Annotated in this window: 14 protein-coding genes and 2 pseudogenes; 5 read left to right on the top strand and 11 right to left on the bottom strand. The window is 45.7% G+C overall.

All coding sequences use genetic code 11. The features are described 5' to 3' along the window. Positions 1-90: 90 nt before the first annotated feature. A complete protein-coding gene (locus HMPREF1640_RS05430; protein ID WP_036893048.1) occupies positions 91-1,983 on the bottom strand; it encodes a heavy metal translocating P-type ATPase in 1,893 nt (630 codons plus the stop codon). 334 nt (positions 1,984-2,317) lie between these two features. On the opposite strand from HMPREF1640_RS05430, the gene HMPREF1640_RS05425 reads away from it, so the two are divergent. Next, the gene (locus tag HMPREF1640_RS05425; RefSeq protein WP_036893047.1) at positions 2,318-3,352 is read left to right on the top strand and encodes a YeiH family protein; all 1,035 of its coding nucleotides are present in this window, start codon (positions 2,318-2,320) and stop codon (positions 3,350-3,352) included. 872 nt (positions 3,353-4,224) lie between these two features. Here HMPREF1640_RS05425 and HMPREF1640_RS05415 read toward each other — a convergent pair. Together HMPREF1640_RS05415 and HMPREF1640_RS05410 are read right to left on the bottom strand one after the other, a co-directional pair. Further along, positions 4,225-4,770, bottom strand: a complete 546-nt coding sequence (locus HMPREF1640_RS05415) for an outer membrane protein (RefSeq protein WP_036893045.1) — start codon at positions 4,768-4,770, stop codon at positions 4,225-4,227. A 312-nt stretch (positions 4,771-5,082) separates the two neighbouring features. After that, a complete protein-coding gene (locus HMPREF1640_RS05410; RefSeq protein ID WP_052051716.1) occupies positions 5,083-5,724 on the bottom strand; it encodes a DUF4294 domain-containing protein in 642 nt (213 codons plus the stop codon). 168 nt (positions 5,725-5,892) lie between these two features. Here HMPREF1640_RS05410 and HMPREF1640_RS05405 point away from each other — a divergent pair, with 168 nt between their 5' ends. Then, positions 5,893-7,887, top strand: coding sequence for a helix-hairpin-helix domain-containing protein (locus HMPREF1640_RS05405; RefSeq protein WP_036893044.1), 1,995 nt, complete (start codon positions 5,893-5,895; stop codon positions 7,885-7,887). Positions 7,888-8,121: 234 nt separating this feature from the next. Here HMPREF1640_RS05405 and HMPREF1640_RS05400 read toward each other — a convergent pair whose 3' ends face one another. From HMPREF1640_RS05400 to HMPREF1640_RS05375, 6 genes are all read right to left on the bottom strand, one after another. Then, positions 8,122-8,940 carry a DUF3108 domain-containing protein gene (locus tag HMPREF1640_RS05400; RefSeq protein WP_036893042.1) on the bottom strand — a complete coding sequence of 273 codons (819 nt, stop codon included), beginning with the start codon at positions 8,938-8,940 and terminating at the stop codon, positions 8,122-8,124. Between the two features lie 208 nt (positions 8,941-9,148). Further along, positions 9,149-11,071, bottom strand: coding sequence for an Ig-like domain-containing protein (locus tag HMPREF1640_RS05395; protein ID WP_036893041.1), 1,923 nt, complete (start codon positions 11,069-11,071; stop codon positions 9,149-9,151). A gap of 179 nt (positions 11,072-11,250) precedes the next feature. Further along, on the bottom strand, positions 11,251-12,759 hold the full coding sequence (locus tag HMPREF1640_RS05390) for a GH3 auxin-responsive promoter family protein (RefSeq protein WP_036893039.1): 1,509 nt from the start codon (positions 12,757-12,759) through the stop codon (positions 11,251-11,253). Between the two features lie 128 nt (positions 12,760-12,887). Next, positions 12,888-13,811, bottom strand: coding sequence for a ribonuclease III (rnc, locus tag HMPREF1640_RS05385; protein ID WP_081935284.1), 924 nt, complete (start codon positions 13,809-13,811; stop codon positions 12,888-12,890). Then, a complete protein-coding gene (gene fabF / locus HMPREF1640_RS05380; protein ID WP_036893037.1) occupies positions 13,801-15,063 on the bottom strand; it encodes a beta-ketoacyl-ACP synthase II in 1,263 nt (420 codons plus the stop codon). Before fabF ends, rnc begins: the two co-directional genes overlap by 11 nt. A gap of 65 nt (positions 15,064-15,128) precedes the next feature. Continuing rightward, positions 15,129-15,365, bottom strand: coding sequence for an acyl carrier protein (locus HMPREF1640_RS05375; protein WP_036893036.1), 237 nt, complete (start codon positions 15,363-15,365; stop codon positions 15,129-15,131). A gap of 210 nt (positions 15,366-15,575) precedes the next feature. Here HMPREF1640_RS05375 and HMPREF1640_RS05370 point away from each other — a divergent pair, with 210 nt between their 5' ends. Then, positions 15,576-16,181: a DUF4254 domain-containing protein gene (locus tag HMPREF1640_RS05370; protein ID WP_036893035.1), complete on the top strand. Its 606-nt coding sequence runs from the start codon at positions 15,576-15,578 to the stop codon at positions 16,179-16,181. Positions 16,182-16,208: 27 nt separating this feature from the next. Next, the gene (locus tag HMPREF1640_RS05365; protein ID WP_036893034.1) at positions 16,209-17,255 is read left to right on the top strand and encodes a glycosyltransferase family 9 protein; all 1,047 of its coding nucleotides are present in this window, start codon (positions 16,209-16,211) and stop codon (positions 17,253-17,255) included. A 197-nt stretch (positions 17,256-17,452) separates the two neighbouring features. Here the strand turns inward: HMPREF1640_RS05365 and HMPREF1640_RS05360 are convergent, their stop codons facing one another. Further along, positions 17,453-18,043 carry a HutD family protein gene (locus HMPREF1640_RS05360; protein ID WP_231565845.1) on the bottom strand — a complete coding sequence of 197 codons (591 nt, stop codon included), beginning with the start codon at positions 18,041-18,043 and terminating at the stop codon, positions 17,453-17,455. A gap of 421 nt (positions 18,044-18,464) precedes the next feature. Next, positions 18,465-18,734 (bottom strand): annotated as a pseudogene (locus HMPREF1640_RS05355) (hypothetical protein); the annotation flags it as partial. Between the two features lie 164 nt (positions 18,735-18,898). On the opposite strand from HMPREF1640_RS05355, the pseudogene HMPREF1640_RS13220 reads away from it, so the two are divergent. Then, a pseudogene (locus HMPREF1640_RS13220) lies at positions 18,899-19,409 on the top strand (hypothetical protein); the annotation flags it as partial.

The following is a 19,409-nucleotide window of genomic DNA, read 5'->3' as shown; positions in this document are numbered from 1 at the left end:
GTTTAGAGAAGTTTTTTACACTACGTTGGCTTGCGCCGCGACGAAAGTTGCCATAGCCAATCCCATGGCTTCGCTTGTTCGGCGCAATCCTTATGCCCGCAAGGCCCTCATGGCATTGAGCACGGCCAGCACCATTACGCCCACGTCGCCAAACACGGCCACGGGCATGGCCCAAGTGCCCAACAATCCGATGGCTACCAACGCCAATATCAATACCTTTACGCCAATGGCAAACCACGCGTTTTGCCGCGCTATGCCAATGGTATGCCTTGCTATACGAATGGCTTGCGCCAACTTTGACGGCTTGTCGTCCATGAGCACCACGTCTGCCGCCTCTATCGCCGCGTCGCTTCCGAGCGCACCCATTGCCACGCCCACGTCGGCGAGCGCCAAGGCCGGCGCGTCATTGATGCCATCTCCTACAAAAGCGACGCGCTCCCGAGATGTTCCTGCGTTCAACATCCGTTTTACGTGAGCCACCTTGTCGTCAGGAAGAAGGCCGCAATACGCCTCGTCCACGCCCGTCTTGCCGGCCACGAAGCGTCCCACTTCCTCACGGTCTCCCGTCAGCATCACGGTCTTGCTCACGCCGATCTTCCTCAATTGGTCGACAGCCTCCATGGCATCGCTTTTTATCTGGTCAGAGATGACTATGTGCCCGGCGTATTTTCCATCCACCGCCACATGCACTACCGTGCCCACCATCGACTCGCATTTGTCGCAATGAGTGGGCTTCACTCCAACCTCCGCCATCATTTTTTCGTTTCCCACGCACACTTTTTTTCCATTTACCACGGCTCTCGCGCCATGTCCCGCCATCTCCTCCACCATCTCTATGGAGCAGTTGTCGCGCTCGTTGGGATAGGCCTCGCGCAGCGCGGCGGCGATGGGGTGCGTGGAATGGCGCTCCACATGGGCCGCCAAATGTAACAGCTCTGTATCATTCAGGAACCCTGGGTGCACGGCGTCCACGGCAAACACACCCTTGGTCAGCGTGCCCGTCTTGTCGAATACCACGGTCTTGGTCTTGGAGAGCGTGTCCATGTAGCCACCGCCCTTGATCAGGATGCCCTTGGCGGAGGCGCCGCCGATACCGGCGAAAAACGTCAGTGGCACCGATATGACCAGCGCACACGGGCAGCTCACCACCAAGAACGTCAACGCCCGGTAGAGCCAAGTGGGGAAAGCCTCGCTGTAGCCATTGGCAAAGAAAGGTGGCACGATGGCGATGGCCAATGCCAAGAACACCACGATGGGCGTGTACACGCGCGCGAAGCGCGTTATAAAAGTCTCGCTTCTCGACTTGTTGGCGGACGAATCCTCCACCAGACGGATAATCCTCGCCGCCGTCGACTCCTCGTAGGGCTTGCTTACCTTGACCTTGAGCAAGCCCGACAGGTTGACGCAGCCAGACAGCGCCGTGTCGCCCACGCTCACGTCACGTGGCGCGCTCTCGCCCGTGAGCGCCACAGTGTTGAGGCTTGACGTGCCGTCCACCACCACGCCGTCCAATGGTATTTTCTCTCCAGGCCTTACCAATACAATCTCGCCCACGCGCACGTCATTGGGTTTCATGGCGATAGTCTCCCCCTCGCGCACCACCGTGGCCGTGTCGGGGCGAATGTCCATCAAACTCGCGATGGAGTCGCGACTTTTATCTTCAGCGTAGTCCTCGAACAGTTCGCCCACTTGAAAAAAGAGCATCACGAACACCGCCTCGACAAACTGAGGCTCCGCGCCTGGCAAGAAGCCTATGCACAAAGCGCCGATGGTGGCCACCGACATGAGAAAATTCTCGTCAAACGGGTCCCCATCCATAATGCCCTCCACGGCCTCAAGCAGCACGCCACCGCCCACGAGCAGGTAAGGCACCAAATAAATAGCCAACCGTGCGACCATTGGCATCTGCACGTTCTCCGTCAACAGATAAGCCGCCAAAAGCAGAATTGCCGAGGCGATCAGTCTTAATAATTTTTTATTCATGGTCTTGAAATTTTATATCTTATGGCTCGCATCACACATGCATGCGATTGTACTCATGGCAAAGTTATAAAAGAACTGTTGCAACCCAGTTGCAAAGTTGCGTCGCGCCATTTTTTTCCTTTAAGGAAGACTATCTTCATGTGTCAGCGCAACAGAACGAAACATTGTATACAAACACTTAATATTCAACTATTTTATGTGTATTTAACGCTTTTTCCACTTGATTTCCAAATTGCCATTATCGTAAACGCATTAAAAAATTCTTCTATTATTGTCCCCCAATTTATCTGTTTTTCACTACTTTTGCATGCGGTTTTTATATAAAAAAGATACAATGAAATTATCAGAAGAAAGAGGCAGCATGCTTCATGGCGTGCTACTGATGGCACTATTCGCGTGTGCCGCATTTTACATTGGCGAGATGGGCTGGGTCAAAGCCTTGTCGTTGAGCCCCATGGTGGTGGGCATTATCCTCGGCATGGTATACGCGAACAGCCTTCGCAACAACCTGCCAGACACATGGGTGCCAGGTATAGTGTTCAGCTCGAAACGTATTTTGCGTTTCGGCATTATCTTGTACGGTTTCAAACTTTCCTTCCAAGATGTCATGGCCGTGGGCATTCCGGCCATCGTGATAGACGCCATCATCGTGGTGAGCACCATTCTTATAGGCATCGCTTTGGGCAAAATCTTAAAGATGGACCGCAGCATCGCCTTGCTCACGGCATCGGGCAGCGCCATTTGCGGAGCCGCGGCCGTCATGGGCGTGGACGGAGCCATCAAGCCCAAACCCTATAAAACAGCCGTGGCGGTGGCCACGGTAGTAATCTTTGGCACGCTGTCAATGTTTCTCTACCCCGTGCTTTACCGTGCGGGCATCTTTGATTTAGACCCTGGCCAAATGGGCATCTTCACCGGCGCGACAGTTCACGAGGTGGCGCACGTTGTCGGAGCCGGCAACGCTATGGGGGCCGACGTGAGCGACTCGGCCATCATCGTCAAGATGATTCGTGTGATGATGCTTGTGCCCGTGCTTTTGGTCATCGCTTTTTTCGTGGCCAAAGACGTGGCCAAACGCGGAGAAAGCCAAGGGAAAAGCAAAATAAACATACCATGGTTCGCGGTGCTGTTCTTGGTGGTGATAGCGTTCAACTCCCTGAATTTGCTGCCTACGTGTGTGGTAGACATGATTAACACGTTAGACACTTTCCTGCTAACAATGGCCATGACGGCATTGGGCGCGGAGACAAGTTTTGAGAAATTCAAGAAGGCAGGCTTCAAACCATTCCTGCTTGCGGCAATGCTCTATGTGTGGTTGATAGGAGGCGGCTATTGCATGGCCAAATATTTAGTGCCGTTGATGATGTAATTTCATTTCACCACTCACAATTTTCAATTCACGTTTGATGTGAACATGTCATCGTGTTTAGGCTGTGACATTGCATGCCAACCGCTTGGGAGCGTAGATTTCCAACTGGTTGGCATTTGTTTTTTAGGGATATGATTGTCTAATAAAAGTCACAAAAAAACGCCTTGCGCGCCGGTTGTTCCACAGGGGAAAAAGAGGGCGCACTTGCGTTTTTTCTCTTTTGCGGCGCGATTTTCAAACTTGTTTTTTACCATTGCTATCCATTGGCGGCGCGATTAGGCCGTATAGGCCGCGCGTTTAGGTTGCGGATGCGTCAGGATTAGACTTTAATCGCATGATGAATAAGTACTGAACGCAAGCCCTTAAAGAGAATTATTTTAAGGGAAAGAGGCAAAAAGATACTAAATCCATGATTGTCAGCGTGTTGTTAAAAAGCTCATATTTCGCGTATTTGCGCGCGATGGCTCTGTTGGTTGCGAATAGGCGAGATATGAGCGATGCCTTGTCAGATATTTTCAATATTTATTTTGAGCCGTTTCCATAGTGGCACGTGTCGCAGACGGTGCGCCATTGAGGTTTCCGTCAAGTTCTTACAAGCACAGCTTTATCTGTTGTTCACTTGCAGGAAAGACGTTTGTCGCTTGTTTCATGCAGGTTGCCGTATTCGCGATTTTGGAGGGACAAGTTTGGTTTGTCTATGCCAACGCTCCATGTGTTTGGCGCGATATTTGAAGCGAGGCACGCGCCTGGTGCCTTTATCGCGCGCTTGCGCAAATGCTCGCGAGGCCGTTTGGTATCAAAAGTGCGCAACAAAAAAATCCCGAACGCAGATGGTTCGGGATTTCGTTATGATGGATCGTAAACACGAGTCTTTAGAAAGCGTAAGCGATGCCAGCTGAGAGCACGGCTTGATTGTAGTTGCTGACAATTTGGAACTTGGCTTCGGCGTTGAGCAGCAGTGATTCGGTGAGAGCGTATTGGATGCCACCGCCAAGGTTCACGCCAAACTTTCCATCGGTTGTTGAGCCTACTTGGGGGAGCGATTTGCCAACGTCTTGTCCTGTGATGTCAGATATTGCGCCAGCAAGTTCTTTTGTCAAACTGTTGTTGTCAATGCTTACACTCATGTAGGTAAGACCTGCCAAGGGATATATCTTGACGTTGTTGCCAATGTTGAAAAGATAGTGAGCGTCGGCGTTCACATCCCATACGGTGGTGTAATTTTTCTTTAAGAAATAGTTGAACGAGACTTGGCCTTGAATAGCGTCGGTGAAACCGTAAGAAGCTTTTGCTCCCACACCAAGACTTTTCACGTCTGTGGGATACAACACCTGTGCGCCTACGGCAAACTTACCCTCTTGCGCGTTAGCGACAACACTAAACAATGCCACTGCAGCGGCTAAAATAAACTTTTTCATACTAAGCAATTTTTATTAATGATGAATAATCCGCGATATGTAATTATATTATTTTTTTTTATAAATTTTATTCGTTTTGCAAATTTAGTAAAAAATCTAATATAAAAGTCTTGATTGCCATAGTATTTTAAAAAAAAGCATATTTTGTCATAAATTTGGAACAAGGATTTGGAATTGCACAGGCAAATGGGAGAGTATGGATAAAAAAAAATATGCTTGGCGAGACACGCCGTCACCCGTTTTATGCTTTGTCAAAACATTTTAGCGCGCGACATTTTGTAAATCCCAAATTTAAGTATTGTGAATCGTGAACTACAACTGCCCCGCCTCCACCTGCAACACTATGCGCTCCGTTAGCCGGTCCACGCCATTGGGATCGTATCGCTTTTTCAAGCTTGCGCCAAACACCCATGCGAAAGCTTGATAAAATCCCGCTCTGATTGGTCCGAGAAATCCGTTGATGAGTTCATAACTCGAGCTGTTGCACTCGCGGTAGACAAGCCTGATGAGAAGTTTGCCTTGGCTGTAGGTCAGTTTTTTCATGCGTGGCGTATATTCTTTCTTAATGCTGCGCTCCACAAGCTTCATGTGCTCGTCCCGAGCTTTCTTGTTAGGCAACGTCTCGAGATAATCACCCGTCTCTATAATGATACGCTTTACCTCCTTGGCAATGGGCAACACCTTTTTCACGTTGTAAACCAAACGATTGTAAGCGGCACGCTGACGCGCGTCCTTGAATATAGGCTCGGCAAAAACCCAGATGTCATTCATCTCCATGTATTGAATGGAGTCGCCGCCAACCTTCACCTTTCCCACTCTTATCATAGGCACAAAAGTGGGATTGTCCATGTCGACCTCGCGATCTTCCGGGTTGACATGACCAGGCCTGTCTGTCTGGGCGAGGCTTGCCGTAGACATGGCCAAGAGCAGGAACAAGGACAAAATAATTCTCATCTCACCGGCAAAATTACAATCTATTTGGTCAACGGCAAAGAGATTTCATTAAAAAAATACAAAGCGAAGTGAACCAAAAATGACGCTTTCGGACATTTAACGAGAGCATTCGTTGGATATTATCAGGCAAATGATTACTTTTGGAATGTCCAACCTCAATGCCAATCCATGCAAAAAGTAGTCATCTCGTTGTTTCTCGCGCTGCTATCCCTCGTGTCTTACGCCCAAGACATTGGCTCGTGGGAAGAATATCTTAACCGCATGGGACAGATGGAAGACATAGAATCGGGTAGCTGGGAACAAACCATCGAGGAGCTGCAAAGCATAGCGGCCAACAAAATGGACCTGAACCGATGCACGCGCGAGGACCTTGGCCGCTTGCCCTTCTTATCCAATCAACAAATAATGGACATCATGGAGTATCGCGACAAGGTGGGGCGCATCGAGACTCCCATAGAGCTTCGCATGATTTCCTCCTTGGAGCGCACGGACGTAGACATGCTCATGCAATTTGTCACGATAGTGCCCGAGGTGGCTCGCGACTCCCTACCCTCGCTCAGAAACATCTTGAAGTACGGCCAGCACGAGATGGTAGGTGCCATCAAGATACCGTTTTATGAGCGCAGGGGCGACCGCAATGGATATTTGGGTTACAAGTATAAGCACTGGTTGCGCTACACTTTCCATGCCGGCCAGCGCGTCAAAGCAGGTTTTGTGGCCTCACAAGATGCCGGCGAACCATTTTTCGCCGGGCAAAACGCCATTGGCTACGATTTCTATTCAGCTTACGCACTGCTATCAAACGTGGGCAGGCTGCGCAAATTGGTAGTGGGAAGGTATCGACTGCGATTTGGCATGGGGTTAGTGATGAACAATTCGTTTGGACTTGGCAAAATCAACACCTTAGCCACAATTGGGCGAAACACCAACCATATTATGGCGCACAGCAGTCGATTAGAAGCCAACTATCTGCAAGGGGTGGCAGCCACCGTGACCCTCTCGCGTGGACTCGACATGTCAGCCTTTGTCTCGTGGCGACGTGTAGACGCCACGCTCAACGCAGATTCAATCTCGGTGGCCTCGCTGCTCACCACGGGTTATCACCGCACACCCAGCGAGATGCGGCGCCGTCGCAACACTTCGCAGACAACAATAGGTGGCAACCTGAATTTCTTTCGAAACGGTTTTCACGTTGGCATCACCGCGTCGCGCACTGCCTTCGACCGTGATTTGCGCCCCAACACGTCGCAACGTTTTCGAAGATGGCGCCCAAGTGGCAAATCGTTTTGGAACATGAGCGTGGATTATGGCTACGTGTCCGGACGCCTCAACATAGCGGGAGAGACCGCGACAGGCAACCGGGGGACAATCGCCACCATCAACAGCATAAGTTACCAACTGCTAAACAACCTTTCGCTCACTGCCCTTCAGCGATTTTATCCTTATCAATACGAGGCCATTTTTGGCGAGAGCTTTGCCGAGGGGAGGGCTGTGAACAATGAGAGCGGCTTGTACATTGGTGGTAACTGGATGCCCATGAGGCACTTGTTGATGACGTTTTACACAGACATGGCCTATTTCGCTTGGCCCAAATACCAAGCGAGCCGGTCTTCACGCTGTTTTGACCATTTTGTCCAGGCCACCTACGAGCGCGGGGCACTCAGTTTCTTGGGGCGATACCGGCTAAAAGCGCGTGAGCGCGACAACGCCGAAAAAACATCGCTGACCATGCGCTATGAGCATCGCGGACGCTTGGCCGTGACCCATACTGGACCCCATTGGACCACGCGCACGCAAGCCGACATGAGCTATACGAGGTTTAAGGACGGCAGTCTCGGCTATATGCTGACCGAGAATGTCTGCTTGAACCAACAATGGCTTAAACTGAACGCCCAGGTGGGATATTTCCACACGGACGATTTCCAATCACGTATCTACGCGTACGAAAGGGGCATGCTGTACACATTGTCATTCCCGGCATTTTTTGGCCAAGGCATGCGCGTAGCATTGAGCGCGCGCGCGGACATCGGCCATAGCGTCATGGTGATGGCCAAATTGGGTACCACGCATCATTTCGATGTCACGAAAATGGGTAGTGGACTACAAACCGTGGAGGGTAAAAACATAACCGACCTGGAAGTGCAAATACGGGTAAAACTATGAGAAAATAAACATGCCTCCATAAGATTGTTTTCATAGACGCTTTTGAAGCATCTTTGCCAAGGGTTTATGCACTATGATATATTATTCCTGTTGACGAAAAATATCAATCGTACAGAGGCGCATAGAGTGGATGCAGTCTCTCGTATCATGTCATGATTATTGGATTTTCCCGATGAGCTATACATGAAAATCATCAAACAGAGACTGTCATAGCCTAACAAAGATACCCCTACATTATTTCAACAGTGCGCCCACAGGGCCTCGCAGGCCACGCATATTGACCATATATGCCTTGGCGGATCCAAAGCGTAAGTGCATGTCGAGCATAACAGGCACATGGTTAGCGTCGTCGGTGACATAAAAATCCACTATCTTTTTATAACCCTTACCATTCTCGTTATCCATATAACTCAACTTCAAACATCGATATATATGGCCATCGTCTGTTTTCACTTTTCGTTTGCCATCGTACCTTAGTTTAGCCGGATAGCTCGCGCTACCATCCACCATACGGAAATTGACATCCTTGCCTCGCTTCCAACCATCAACGCTAAAAGAGCGGGCACGCATGAAAATGCTCATCATGTCAAACACGCACTCGTTGTACACGTATTTGTTCCACGTACGCGTGCCATCATGTCGCTGCCTGTGCTGCTTGGTGTTGCACTTTCCATTGGAATATGAATAAAACACCTCATCTACCGTATAGCGCGAGCCTTCTGTCGCACCTTTGCGATAATAGAGTGGCTCAAGCCTCAGACTGTTGTAGCAAAGAAGCGTGTCGCGCAACATAAAAAGCTTGTCCACCCTGCGGCTGCCTCGCGTGATCAGGCTGCCCCTATAGGCTGGCTGGCCGTTATAGACACTCCGTACAGTGGAGAAGGTGGCCGTACCGGCTTTGACCCAAACAAACTTCCAATTGAAATAAAGATTGTATGAAAGGTGTTCTCCTGATTTGAAAGCGGTGTTCTGAAAACCGCACTGGGCATTGGCCGGTACATGGCCGATGACGAAAAATAATGTCATCAGTATGGTCTTAAGAAAATTCTTCATTCTATTTAAGTAAGTGCTCAAAATTAAACGAACAATTGATCTGCGTGTTTTTTCCATTTCACTTAGCGTCCATCGCATGTGCCATTTCGTCAATCTGCCGTCTATCGCCAGTAACGCGGCACACGCGCACTCACTCTCTTTTAAAGACGACACGCTCCGGCAGATGAAAAAGACACCGCTTGATGGCTATTGATGAAAAACGCCCAACTTATAATTTTGGAATGTACTCTATACCAAGTTTTTTCGCGCGTTCCAAATTTCGGTGTTTAATGGTTCTCTCCTTCTCCCCCTTCTGCTTGGTGATGGCATTTGGTTTTTGTCTATACAATTCCATAGACGTAGGATTCCACGTTCTGGTTACATCCCATTTAGCTTTACAATCTATCTCCTCGGGATAATAGTAAACCTCCTCTGGCTGTATGTTATCATCATAACTGCCTGTGTCCCAAATTCCATTATTGTTGGCATCAACTATGAGACGCATGTAATATTTTCCCTCTCTAAGATAGTAAAATTCCAATTGGCCGTTTGACGTGAACGCTTGTTTCACCACTTTGTCAGAGCCATCTATCAATTGTCCTATGACATGTTTTCCTGACATTCCATCGAGTGTCACCAAGAGTGTGGCGTAGGAGTCATTGGCGCGTACCTTAAAACCTTGTTTTAAACGATCGCTCGCCAACCCGTAAATGTTTTTAAAGGCGGCGCTGTCAGCCTCAAAGCTGTACTCGCTGCCAGGCCGCCACGATGCCTTGACAACATAGTTTAGAGACGTGCGCCTCGACATTTCGTAAGGTTCTCGATACCATAGCGTGTCGCCCTCGGGCTTGCTGTAAAGGTGCAGCATGGCAGTGTCTACCTCAAGCAAAGGAACGTCTGATTGTATATTGACATTTTGGTCTGGATCCATCTCTCCAGATGGCGATATTGTCAATTTGAGCGGCTCCTTTGGCATGACGGTATCGTATGGCTCACCTTTCTTCTTCTTTTTTTCTTGCGCTTTTTGCCATGTGTCAAAAGCTTTTTGTCGTTCCTTAAGACGCTTGGCATAAGGCTGTTTGGAGAGCAACGTGATGGTATCTGTACGCAGACGCAGCACGCCAAGGGTGTCGGTGATATGATGTCTAATCTCCACGCTCAACGTGTCGGTATTGACCAATGCCGTGTCTCGAAGCCAATAGTTGATCGTATCGTTGGCAGGGGTAGCATCTATCACAAACGCGTTGTCCGCGTTAAAATTGAGTCCACGCAACTGTGGCAGCGTGTCCGAGCCACTACTATAATACAATGTGAAGTGCGTGGGCTCTTTACGCTCAGTTTTAAGCAGGTATCTGTTAGTGTTTTTTTCATTGAAAGCGCGCAGGCATATATCATCGGGCAGGTAGTGAGTGTAATTCACGCGCTCGATGTTTTTGATATGCAAGCTATCTATCCAAGTAGTGTCTTGTCGTGTGTCTGGTTTGAGCGATGGCTCAATAATATCGTGATTGAACGCTATCATCTCGCTTTTTTGGCCAAAAACATAGTCTCCATCAGCGTCCTGAAGACCGTAAACGCGATATTTACCGGGTGCTATGCCTTTAATGACGAAATGCCCTCGCGAGTCGGTTCGTGAGACACGCAACATGGGTTTTTTCTTGAAAATGGTATCTGAGAGATTGCTATACAAGCCTACGAGCATGCCTTGGATGGGCTCCAAGTTGTCGGCTTGCAACACATAGCCAGACACTTCCATGGTGTCTATATGGTCTCCTGTGGAGAAACTGTATGTGTAGTTGCCAAGCGGGTTACCCTCGTTGTTGTCCTTAATGGCATTGGAGAAGTCCACGGTGTACGTGGTGTTGGGTTTGAGCGAATCTAAAAGATGGACGGAGATGCGTTTGCCCTGCCCCTTAATCTCTGGCATCTCCATTTGTGGGGGTGACACAACAACATTTTGAGTGGGATTGTCAATGGTGATATACTCGTTAAAGCGGATGATGATGCGGCGACTATTCACGTTAGTTCCCTTGTCCATGGGTGTGGCCCCTATAACCTTGGGCGGTGTCTCATCGTACCATCCCCCATCCGGACTTCCCATTTTAGCGCAAGATGCCAATAAGAACAAGGCTCCAAACAATACCAATAACATACTGAAAGCTCTCCTTACCGAGTAAGGAGAAACGATGCCGGGCACTTTATGGAGGAATGTTCTTGTCATCTTTATCGCTTATTTAAATGGACGGTTAACGCAGATTGATGGGCAAACGCATTTATATGGTTGAACGTACAGTGCCTTGTCATCATGCGAAATCCATCGAGGAGTTTGGGTCATTGGTTCATCTCCAACAGCTCCTCCATGTTTTTTCTGGAATTACTAAGGCGTGGCACCTTGTGCTGTCCGCCCAATTTCTGTTTGGACTTGAGCCAATCGTTAAAGAGATTTTGACGTGCCTTGACCACTTCCAAGTGTTGCAAGGTAACGTCGTGCGACCGCTTGGCCTCATAGTCAGAATTTATTTGCTGGAGCTTTTGGTCAAGCAGTCTGGCAAAATGATCCATGCTATCCGGGTCTTTTGTAAACTCTATGAGCCACTGATGACGGCATTTGGCATGCATATCCATATAAACGGGCGCGGCGGTATACTCGCTTATCTGCGCGCCGCTGTGCTCGCAAGCGTATGCTAAGGACTTCTCGGCATTGTCCATGATAAGCTCTTCTCCAAAGGCATTGATGAAATATTTGGTGCGTCCAGTTATCAAGAATTTGTAAGGTTTCTTGGATGTGAACTTCACGGTGTCGCCTATCATGTATCGCCACAATCCGCACGAGGTGGTTATTACCATCGCATAGTTGCGCTCAAGTTCGACGGCCTCCAATGGAACGATGCGAGGGTTGTCACTGCCAATATCCTCGAGAGGTATAAACTCATAGAAAACATCGTAGTCGAGCATTAAGAGCATTGACTTGTCTGATGGGTCATCTTGTATGCCAAAGAAACCTTCAGAGGCATTGTAAGTCTCCATGTAGCGCATATTGGCCGATGTTATGAGGCTCTCGTATTGGTTGCGATAAGGCGTAAAAGTTATGCCACCATGAAAAAACACCTCCAAATTGGGCCAAACCTCTTCCAAGTGCCGCTTACCCGAAAGTTCCAAAATGCGCACCAAGACACTCAACATCCACGATGGGACACCCGAGATGTTGGTGACATTTTTGCCCATGCATTCTTTGGCGATACGATCCCTCTTTACCTCGAAATCAGAGAGCAACGCCGTTTTTTTCTTTGGCACTCGGAAAAAATTGACTATCGGATTGATATTCTCTATAAGAATGGCGCTCAAATCGCCCACCAACGAGCCATTTTGGTCGTAGTTGGGTGAGTGGCTTCCACCAAGAATAAGTGACTTGCCGTCAAAAATACGGCTATCGGGGTGGTTTCTCAAGTACAGCGCCACCACGTCGGCGCCGCCTTTGTAGTGTATGTTTTTGAGTCCTTCCGGAGATATTGGTATAAATTTAGATTTGTCGTTGGTGGTTCCGGACGACTTGGCGTACCACCTTGTTTGGCCTGGCCACAACACATCCTCATCTCCATGACGCATACGGTCAATGTCGCTCTTCAAATCTTCGTACGTGCAAATAGGCAATCTGTCGCGGAAATCATCATAATTATCCACGGTTCCCATCAGATGATTACGTCCGTATTCTGTCTGTTTACCTTTACTAATCAGATAGTTGAGCACTTCGTGTTGCAGTGCTTCCGGCTCTGTATAGTGTCTCTCAATTTCTTTTTGACGAGGCAGAAAAAATTTGCCGGCTATCTTAGTTAAGTTCATGTTTTGTAATATATCTGTTTAGATTACAAAAGTACCTTAATTTATCGAGAATGTACCAATATTTAGTTATTTTAATACTGGATACGAAATGTGGTGATTAGCAATAGGTAAAAAAAGAAAATGGCACGCTAAGTGAGGTTTATTTCACTGCAAGCGGTTTCTTTATTTTCGACAATTTCCACTGGGACGCCAGTCATTTTCAAGAAATTATCGGCATCGTCAGCGCTTGGAATGGCCATGACGGGCTCTTCCTCCATTTTTGTCCGATCTGTTTTTGCCGCGAAAATTTTGTCAAGAAACCACGGTTCGTGCTTGAGTTTTTGAAGCGTGAGCTTACTTGCTTTTTGCTGACTTTCCTTTTTTGAAAATCCACGTCCCTCGCAACATTCTATGTCCTCAAGCTTAACCCTATATGTAAACATAGGGCTGCCGTTTTCGTCCTTGGTCTCTTTAATTAGGTCAAAACAGAGATTTATACGATTTTTTTGGCTCCACTCGATGAGCTTGCTCTTGAAATTCATCTCTTTGTAGGCCATCCTGTCAATATTGATCATTTGCGCCAATATGCGTTTTTTCATAAATTGCATACAGGCATCGTAACCTCTATCCAAATAGATGGCCCCCACAAGCGCCTCAAACGCGTTGCCGCCAATGTAGCTATTGTGGGCTACGGTTTGGCCGCTCGACTTGACAAGACTGTTTATTCCCAATTCCTTGGCCAATTTGTTGAGTGTATCCCGCTGCACGAGCTTAGAACGAGTGTTGGTCAAGAAACCCTCGCGTTTACCGGGAAAATGACGGTAGACGATGTCGCCCACAGCGGCGTCAAGGATAGCATCGCCCAAAAACTCCAATCGCTCATTGTTCAAGGGTTTGCCTTTGTCGTTGTGTTTGGTGACACTCCTGTGCATCAACGCTAATTTATAATAGCTGATTTCATGTGGATAAAAGCCCAAAATAGGATATAAACAAGAATAAAACTCCTTTTCCTTGCGGAACGGGAGTTTTATTCTATCAATGATATTTCCAAGTACACTTACTCTATTCAGCATACTTTTTAAAAATTACACATGCGTTGTGGCCACCAAATCCAAACGTGTTTGACAGTGCCGCGCGCACTTCGCGCTTTTGGGCCTTGTTGAAAGTGAAGTTCATGTTGTAGTCAAGCTCAGGGTCTTTGTCATCCTCGGCATGATTGATTGTTGGCGGAACAATATCGTTTTGCACGCTCAACACGCATACCATACCCTCCACAGCTCCAGCCGCTCCAAGGAGATGGCCAGTCATGCTTTTGGTAGAGCTGATATTAATATCGTACGCGCGCTCTCCGAACAAGTCCTTGATGGCCTTGGCCTCGGAAATATCGCCCACTGGAGTGGACGTTCCGTGCACGTTGATATAATCTATATCCTCCACCGTCATACCTGCGTCTTTAAGAGCTTCGCTCATCACCAATTTGGCGCCAAGCCCCTCAGGGTGGGATGCCGTGATATGATATGCGTCCGCACTCATTCCCTCACCCACTATCTCAGCGTAAATTTTGGCGCCGCGAGCCTTGGCATGCTCCAATGTCTCCAACACCAAGCACCCGGAACCCTCGCCCATCACAAAACCATCTCGGCTGGCGCTAAATGGTCTACTGGCTCCCTCCGGGTTGTCATTGCGGGTTGAGAGCGCATGCATGGCGTTAAACCCGCCTAAGCCACACTCGCAAATAGCCGCCTCGGCACCACCGGAGACAATGACATCCGCCTTGCCCAGACGCAAAAGATTGAACGCGTCAGCCAGCGCATGGGTTGACGACGCGCAAGCGCTTGTGGTTACATAGTTGGGACCATGAAATCCAAAGTGAATACTGATATGGCCAGCGGCTATATCCGAGATCATCTTGGGGATGAAGAAAGGATTGAACTTTGGGCCTTCCTCGGCGCGTTTCCCATAGTTCACCACCTCCTCCTGGAAAGTCTTTATACCGCCAATGCCAATGCCATAGACAACGCCAATACGGTTTTTATCTTCCTTTTCCAAGTCGAGACCGGCGTCTTTCACGCCCTGCATGGCACTTATCATGGCAAGCTGCGTGCAACGATCCATCCTGCGAGACTCCTTGCGGTCAATGTAATCATTGACGTTAAGGTCTTTCACCTCACAAGCAAAGATGGTCTTGAAGTTGGTAGTATCAAACGAGGTAATAGGCGCGGCGCCGCTTTTTCCCGCTAAAAGGCTTTTCCACATCTCTTCGGGTGTGTTACCAATTGGCGTAACAGCTCCCAACCCTGTTACCACGACTCTATTTAATTCCATTGAAATAAATTTAAGTGTAAGTGTTTAGCGTTTCTTTATTAAAACGCTAAACAATTGACGCTTAATTATTTTGCGTTCTCCTCGATGTACTTGATAGCGTCTTGTACAGTCTGGATGGTCTCAGCCTTGTCGTCAGGAATGGAAATGCCAAACTCCTTCTCAAATTCCATGATGAGCTCAACAGTATCCAATGAATCGGCGCCAAGATCATTGGTGAAGCTTGATTCTGCTTTTACTTCTGACTCATCAACACCCAACTTATCAACGATAATAGACTTAACTTTTGCTTCAATTTCTGACATGATTATAACTTTTTTATAATTAATGAATTACTACAAAACGGCTGCAAAGAAACAAATTTTTTACCAATTATGCAAATATTTTGCTCTAAAATTGAATAAAAGTTGCACAAAGACCTTATAACTGTGCATTTTTTGTTACCTTTTTATATATTATTAAGTTGTTAAATTCAAAATCATTTACTAACTTTGCAAAAAATTAAATACCTGAAAATGTCATTCACAAAGCTATGCAACGAAATCTTCAACAAAGCGATTGAAGATTATCACGTAACGAACGATATTAACAAACCCATCAACAATCCTTACGAGCGCAATTCCATCGAAAACCGCTTGTACCTGAAATGCTGGATAGACACAGTGCAATGGCATCTCGAAGACATCATTAGAGACCCTCACATAGACCCGGGAGAAGCCTTGTCGTTGAAACGCCGCATAGATCGATCAAATCAAGATCGCACTGACCTTGTGGAACAAATAGACTCTTATTTCAGACAAAAATACAGTGACATAAATCCCGCGCCACAAGCCCGCCTTAACACCGAGAGCCCAGCTTGGGCCATAGACAGGCTTTCCATTTTGGCCTTGAAGATATACCACATGCGCGAACAGGCAGAGCGTGATGATGCCACAGATGAGCACCGACAGAAATGCTCGGCAAAACTCAACGTGCTATTGGAACAGCAAGTAGATCTTGGTTTGGCCATAGACCAACTGTTGGAAGACATTGAGGCTGGAAAAATATACATGAAAGTTTATAGGCAAATGAAAATGTATAACGACCCAAGCACCAACCCCATACTATACAAGAAAAAATAAAGACGTTCTTATTTCTGTTGCATCGCCATGAAAACAGAACACATCTTGGTCATCAGGTTCTCTGCCTTGGGTGATGTTGCTATGACGGTACCTATTGTTTATGCCGTTGCCAAGCAATATCCGCATGTGAGAATCACATTTCTATCGCGTCCGTTCGCTCGTCCGTTTTATGATCATTTGGCTCCAAACGTGAGCTTTATGGAAGCCGATATTAACAAAGAGTACAATGGAATAACTGGGCTTAACGCACTTTATCGTCGCTTAACGGCCAAACGCTTCACTGCCGTAGCAGACCTTCACAATGTGATTAGATCTAATTATCTACGCATATTGTTCAATATGGATAAGTGCAAAGTGGCACATCTCAAGAAACACAGAGCCATGCGCAGGCAGCTCACCAACATGCGCGACAAGGTATTGAAGCCACTTCCAACCACGTTTGAGAACTATTGCAAAGTGTTCGAGGAATTGGGCTATCCCGTCACTCCATCGTTCTCGTCAATACTCACCAACGAAAACGCCAATCTGAGATTGCTTCCAGATATTATCGGAGAGAAGAAAAAATTTAGCCAATGGATAGGCGTTGCGCCATTCGCAGCCCACAAAACCAAGACCTACCCTATCAATTTAACTATTCAAGTTATCGAAAAGATAATTCGTCAGCACCCTTCTTGTCGCGTTTTCTTGTTTGGGGGTGGAAATCAAGAAAAAAGTATCATCGACGACATAGCCACCCATCACAAACGTTGCGTCAATGTATCATCCGTTCTTAACGGCTTGAATCAAGAGCTAATCTTGATGAGACACCTTGATGTCATGGTCAGCATGGACAGTGCCAACATGCATTTGGCCTCATTGGTGGGCACGCCCGTGGTAAGTATTTGGGGTGCCACGCATCCCTACGCAGGCTTTATGGGTTGGAACCAAAAAATGGAAAATGCCGTACAGATACCCATGCCGTGCCGGCCATGCTCCATATACGGAAACAAAGACTGCATGCGTCGAGACTACGCTTGCTTACGAGACATAGACCCAGACACCATCGTGAAATGCGTGGAAAATAACCTGCAATAGCGCATTGTTATGCGTCACGCTCGACAACATGATCCACACGCTTCACATTTCTTTTAGTATTGCATACGGTAGAAATTTTTATAATCAATTTTAATGATACCCATTTTTTTATTTATGGCATGCCATAAATTTTTAAGAAATGCACAAATACAACTTATTTTTATTTTTTTTTGTATACCAATAAGAATATTGTCAATTTATCCTTTTAAAAGATTTTCCACTACAATAGCCTTTCCCTCAAATTGATATGGCTCATCCAATATGATTGAGTTGTACTTATTTACTTTCATATTATTTATTACAATATCTTCAAGCGCAAAAATAAAAGTAGCATTTTGCTTATTACTTTTGCCTTTTGAGAGCGCGGCTACATTGACATTTAAATCTTTACGACAAATAACGTTAAAATCCACGGCATTGACACTGTTTTGAGAACAGACACTTTCACTGCCGTCAAACTCAAAAGGAACATCTCTGTTGAGTGGATATTCCTTGTTATCTATATATAATGTAATACTGCCTTCTACTGGCAATATGTAGCGTTTATAATTGGTAAAATCAGAAAAAACACTTTTCGTGAGATTAATTACAGCCGAGGAAATCCTTATATCAAAGTTTCGCTCAGATAGACTGCTACCTTGCGGCAGTATCAATAATTCTCTTGTTATACCACCACTCCATCTGTTTTCTTTATAATCAGACTGATTGATATTTTTTTTCATAGCCTTAAATCTTAATGTTATTGCAAAAATAATAAAACAAATAACAAATATGGCAATATCACTCATATTGTTATTTGAATACTGTTTATAAATATGTTCGTAACCCATTGTATAACCCTACTCATAACTTACCACTTATCAACACCACCCGCCAAATTTTCAAAATCAGTGCATATCCACATGTTTTTCCAAGGGTTGTCATCACGTTCTCAACAAATATTCCCAATCAAAGTTTGTGCATACACATCTAATTGATAGTTATGCACTATTGTTGATAAATGTGCGTGATGCCTGATTATCAAACAAAAATTATCATACCCCACTGTTCACAATCTATCATTTCAATGGGATAAACAAATATCAAAACAATAAGCATGAAAGTTTTGCACTTATCCACACCCCATCATCTTATTCTTATATTTTTTAAATATTAAATAAATAGAAGAATAATATAAAGTGGTGGGGATAACGATGGCAGAAAATGGAATTATCGTTTTGAAATGGATTTATTGAGACGTTTATAGATTTTCATTATTGTCACCGCCGCTATCATCATAAAAAATGGCATGAGCGATTGATGGAAACGAGCCTCTCCATGCCCAAGGAGTAGCAGCATGGCCGTTGTGGCGACAATGATTGTCATGGGCAACAGCAGTGCAGTGACAGCTTTTTTTCTTGTCATCAAGAATAATCCCACTACAAACATGATTAGTATAGCGTAATAGTAAACTAAGTTTACTATAGTAAGTATGTATGTATATAATGGAGATTTTTTACATTTCTTATTTTAAGAAAAGAAAAAAAATAAATATCATATTATATTACAAATAATTATTTGTAATATTGCACTTGACAATACATGTGATTTTCTATATAAAAACAATTTGGAAATTGACAGTTTAAATTTTATTTTAAAGTACTATGATAAAAGGTGTGCCAAGAATATTAATTTTTATTTATATATTAGTAAATTTATTATTTGTAATGAAGTATTCATTACGAATAAGTTTAGGTGTTTTCTTTTTGGCATCTACATTTTACTTTTTTGTTAGTCTTGTGATTTTTAGAGTTATTAATGTTTTATTATTCTCTAAATTACAAGTATCAAATTATTTTTTATCTTTTGCTTTTGCAGGATGTTTGTGTTTTATGATTTTTTTTCAATATACTGTAGACCCTTATCAAATTCAGGTAGACAGATGGTCAGCTATACATAATTTTTTGCACTATTTTTTATGTGGCCAATATCCATATATGGCTCAAACGCATCTTGGTGGATATGGTTCTCCTTTTCCAATATGGCAATTTTTTCATTTGCCTTTCTATCTTTTTGGCAATGTAGGATTATCCATTTTTTTTGTTTGGGCATTTTTTACGTATTCTATAAAATCTTATGCGGGTAATGCAGCTGCTTTGGTATCTATAATTTTAT

It is taken from the genome of Prevotella sp. S7-1-8 (assembly GCF_000758925.1).
GTDB lineage: Bacteria > Bacteroidota > Bacteroidia > Bacteroidales > Bacteroidaceae > Prevotella.
This window is presented reverse-complemented; position numbering and strand designations above follow the sequence as displayed.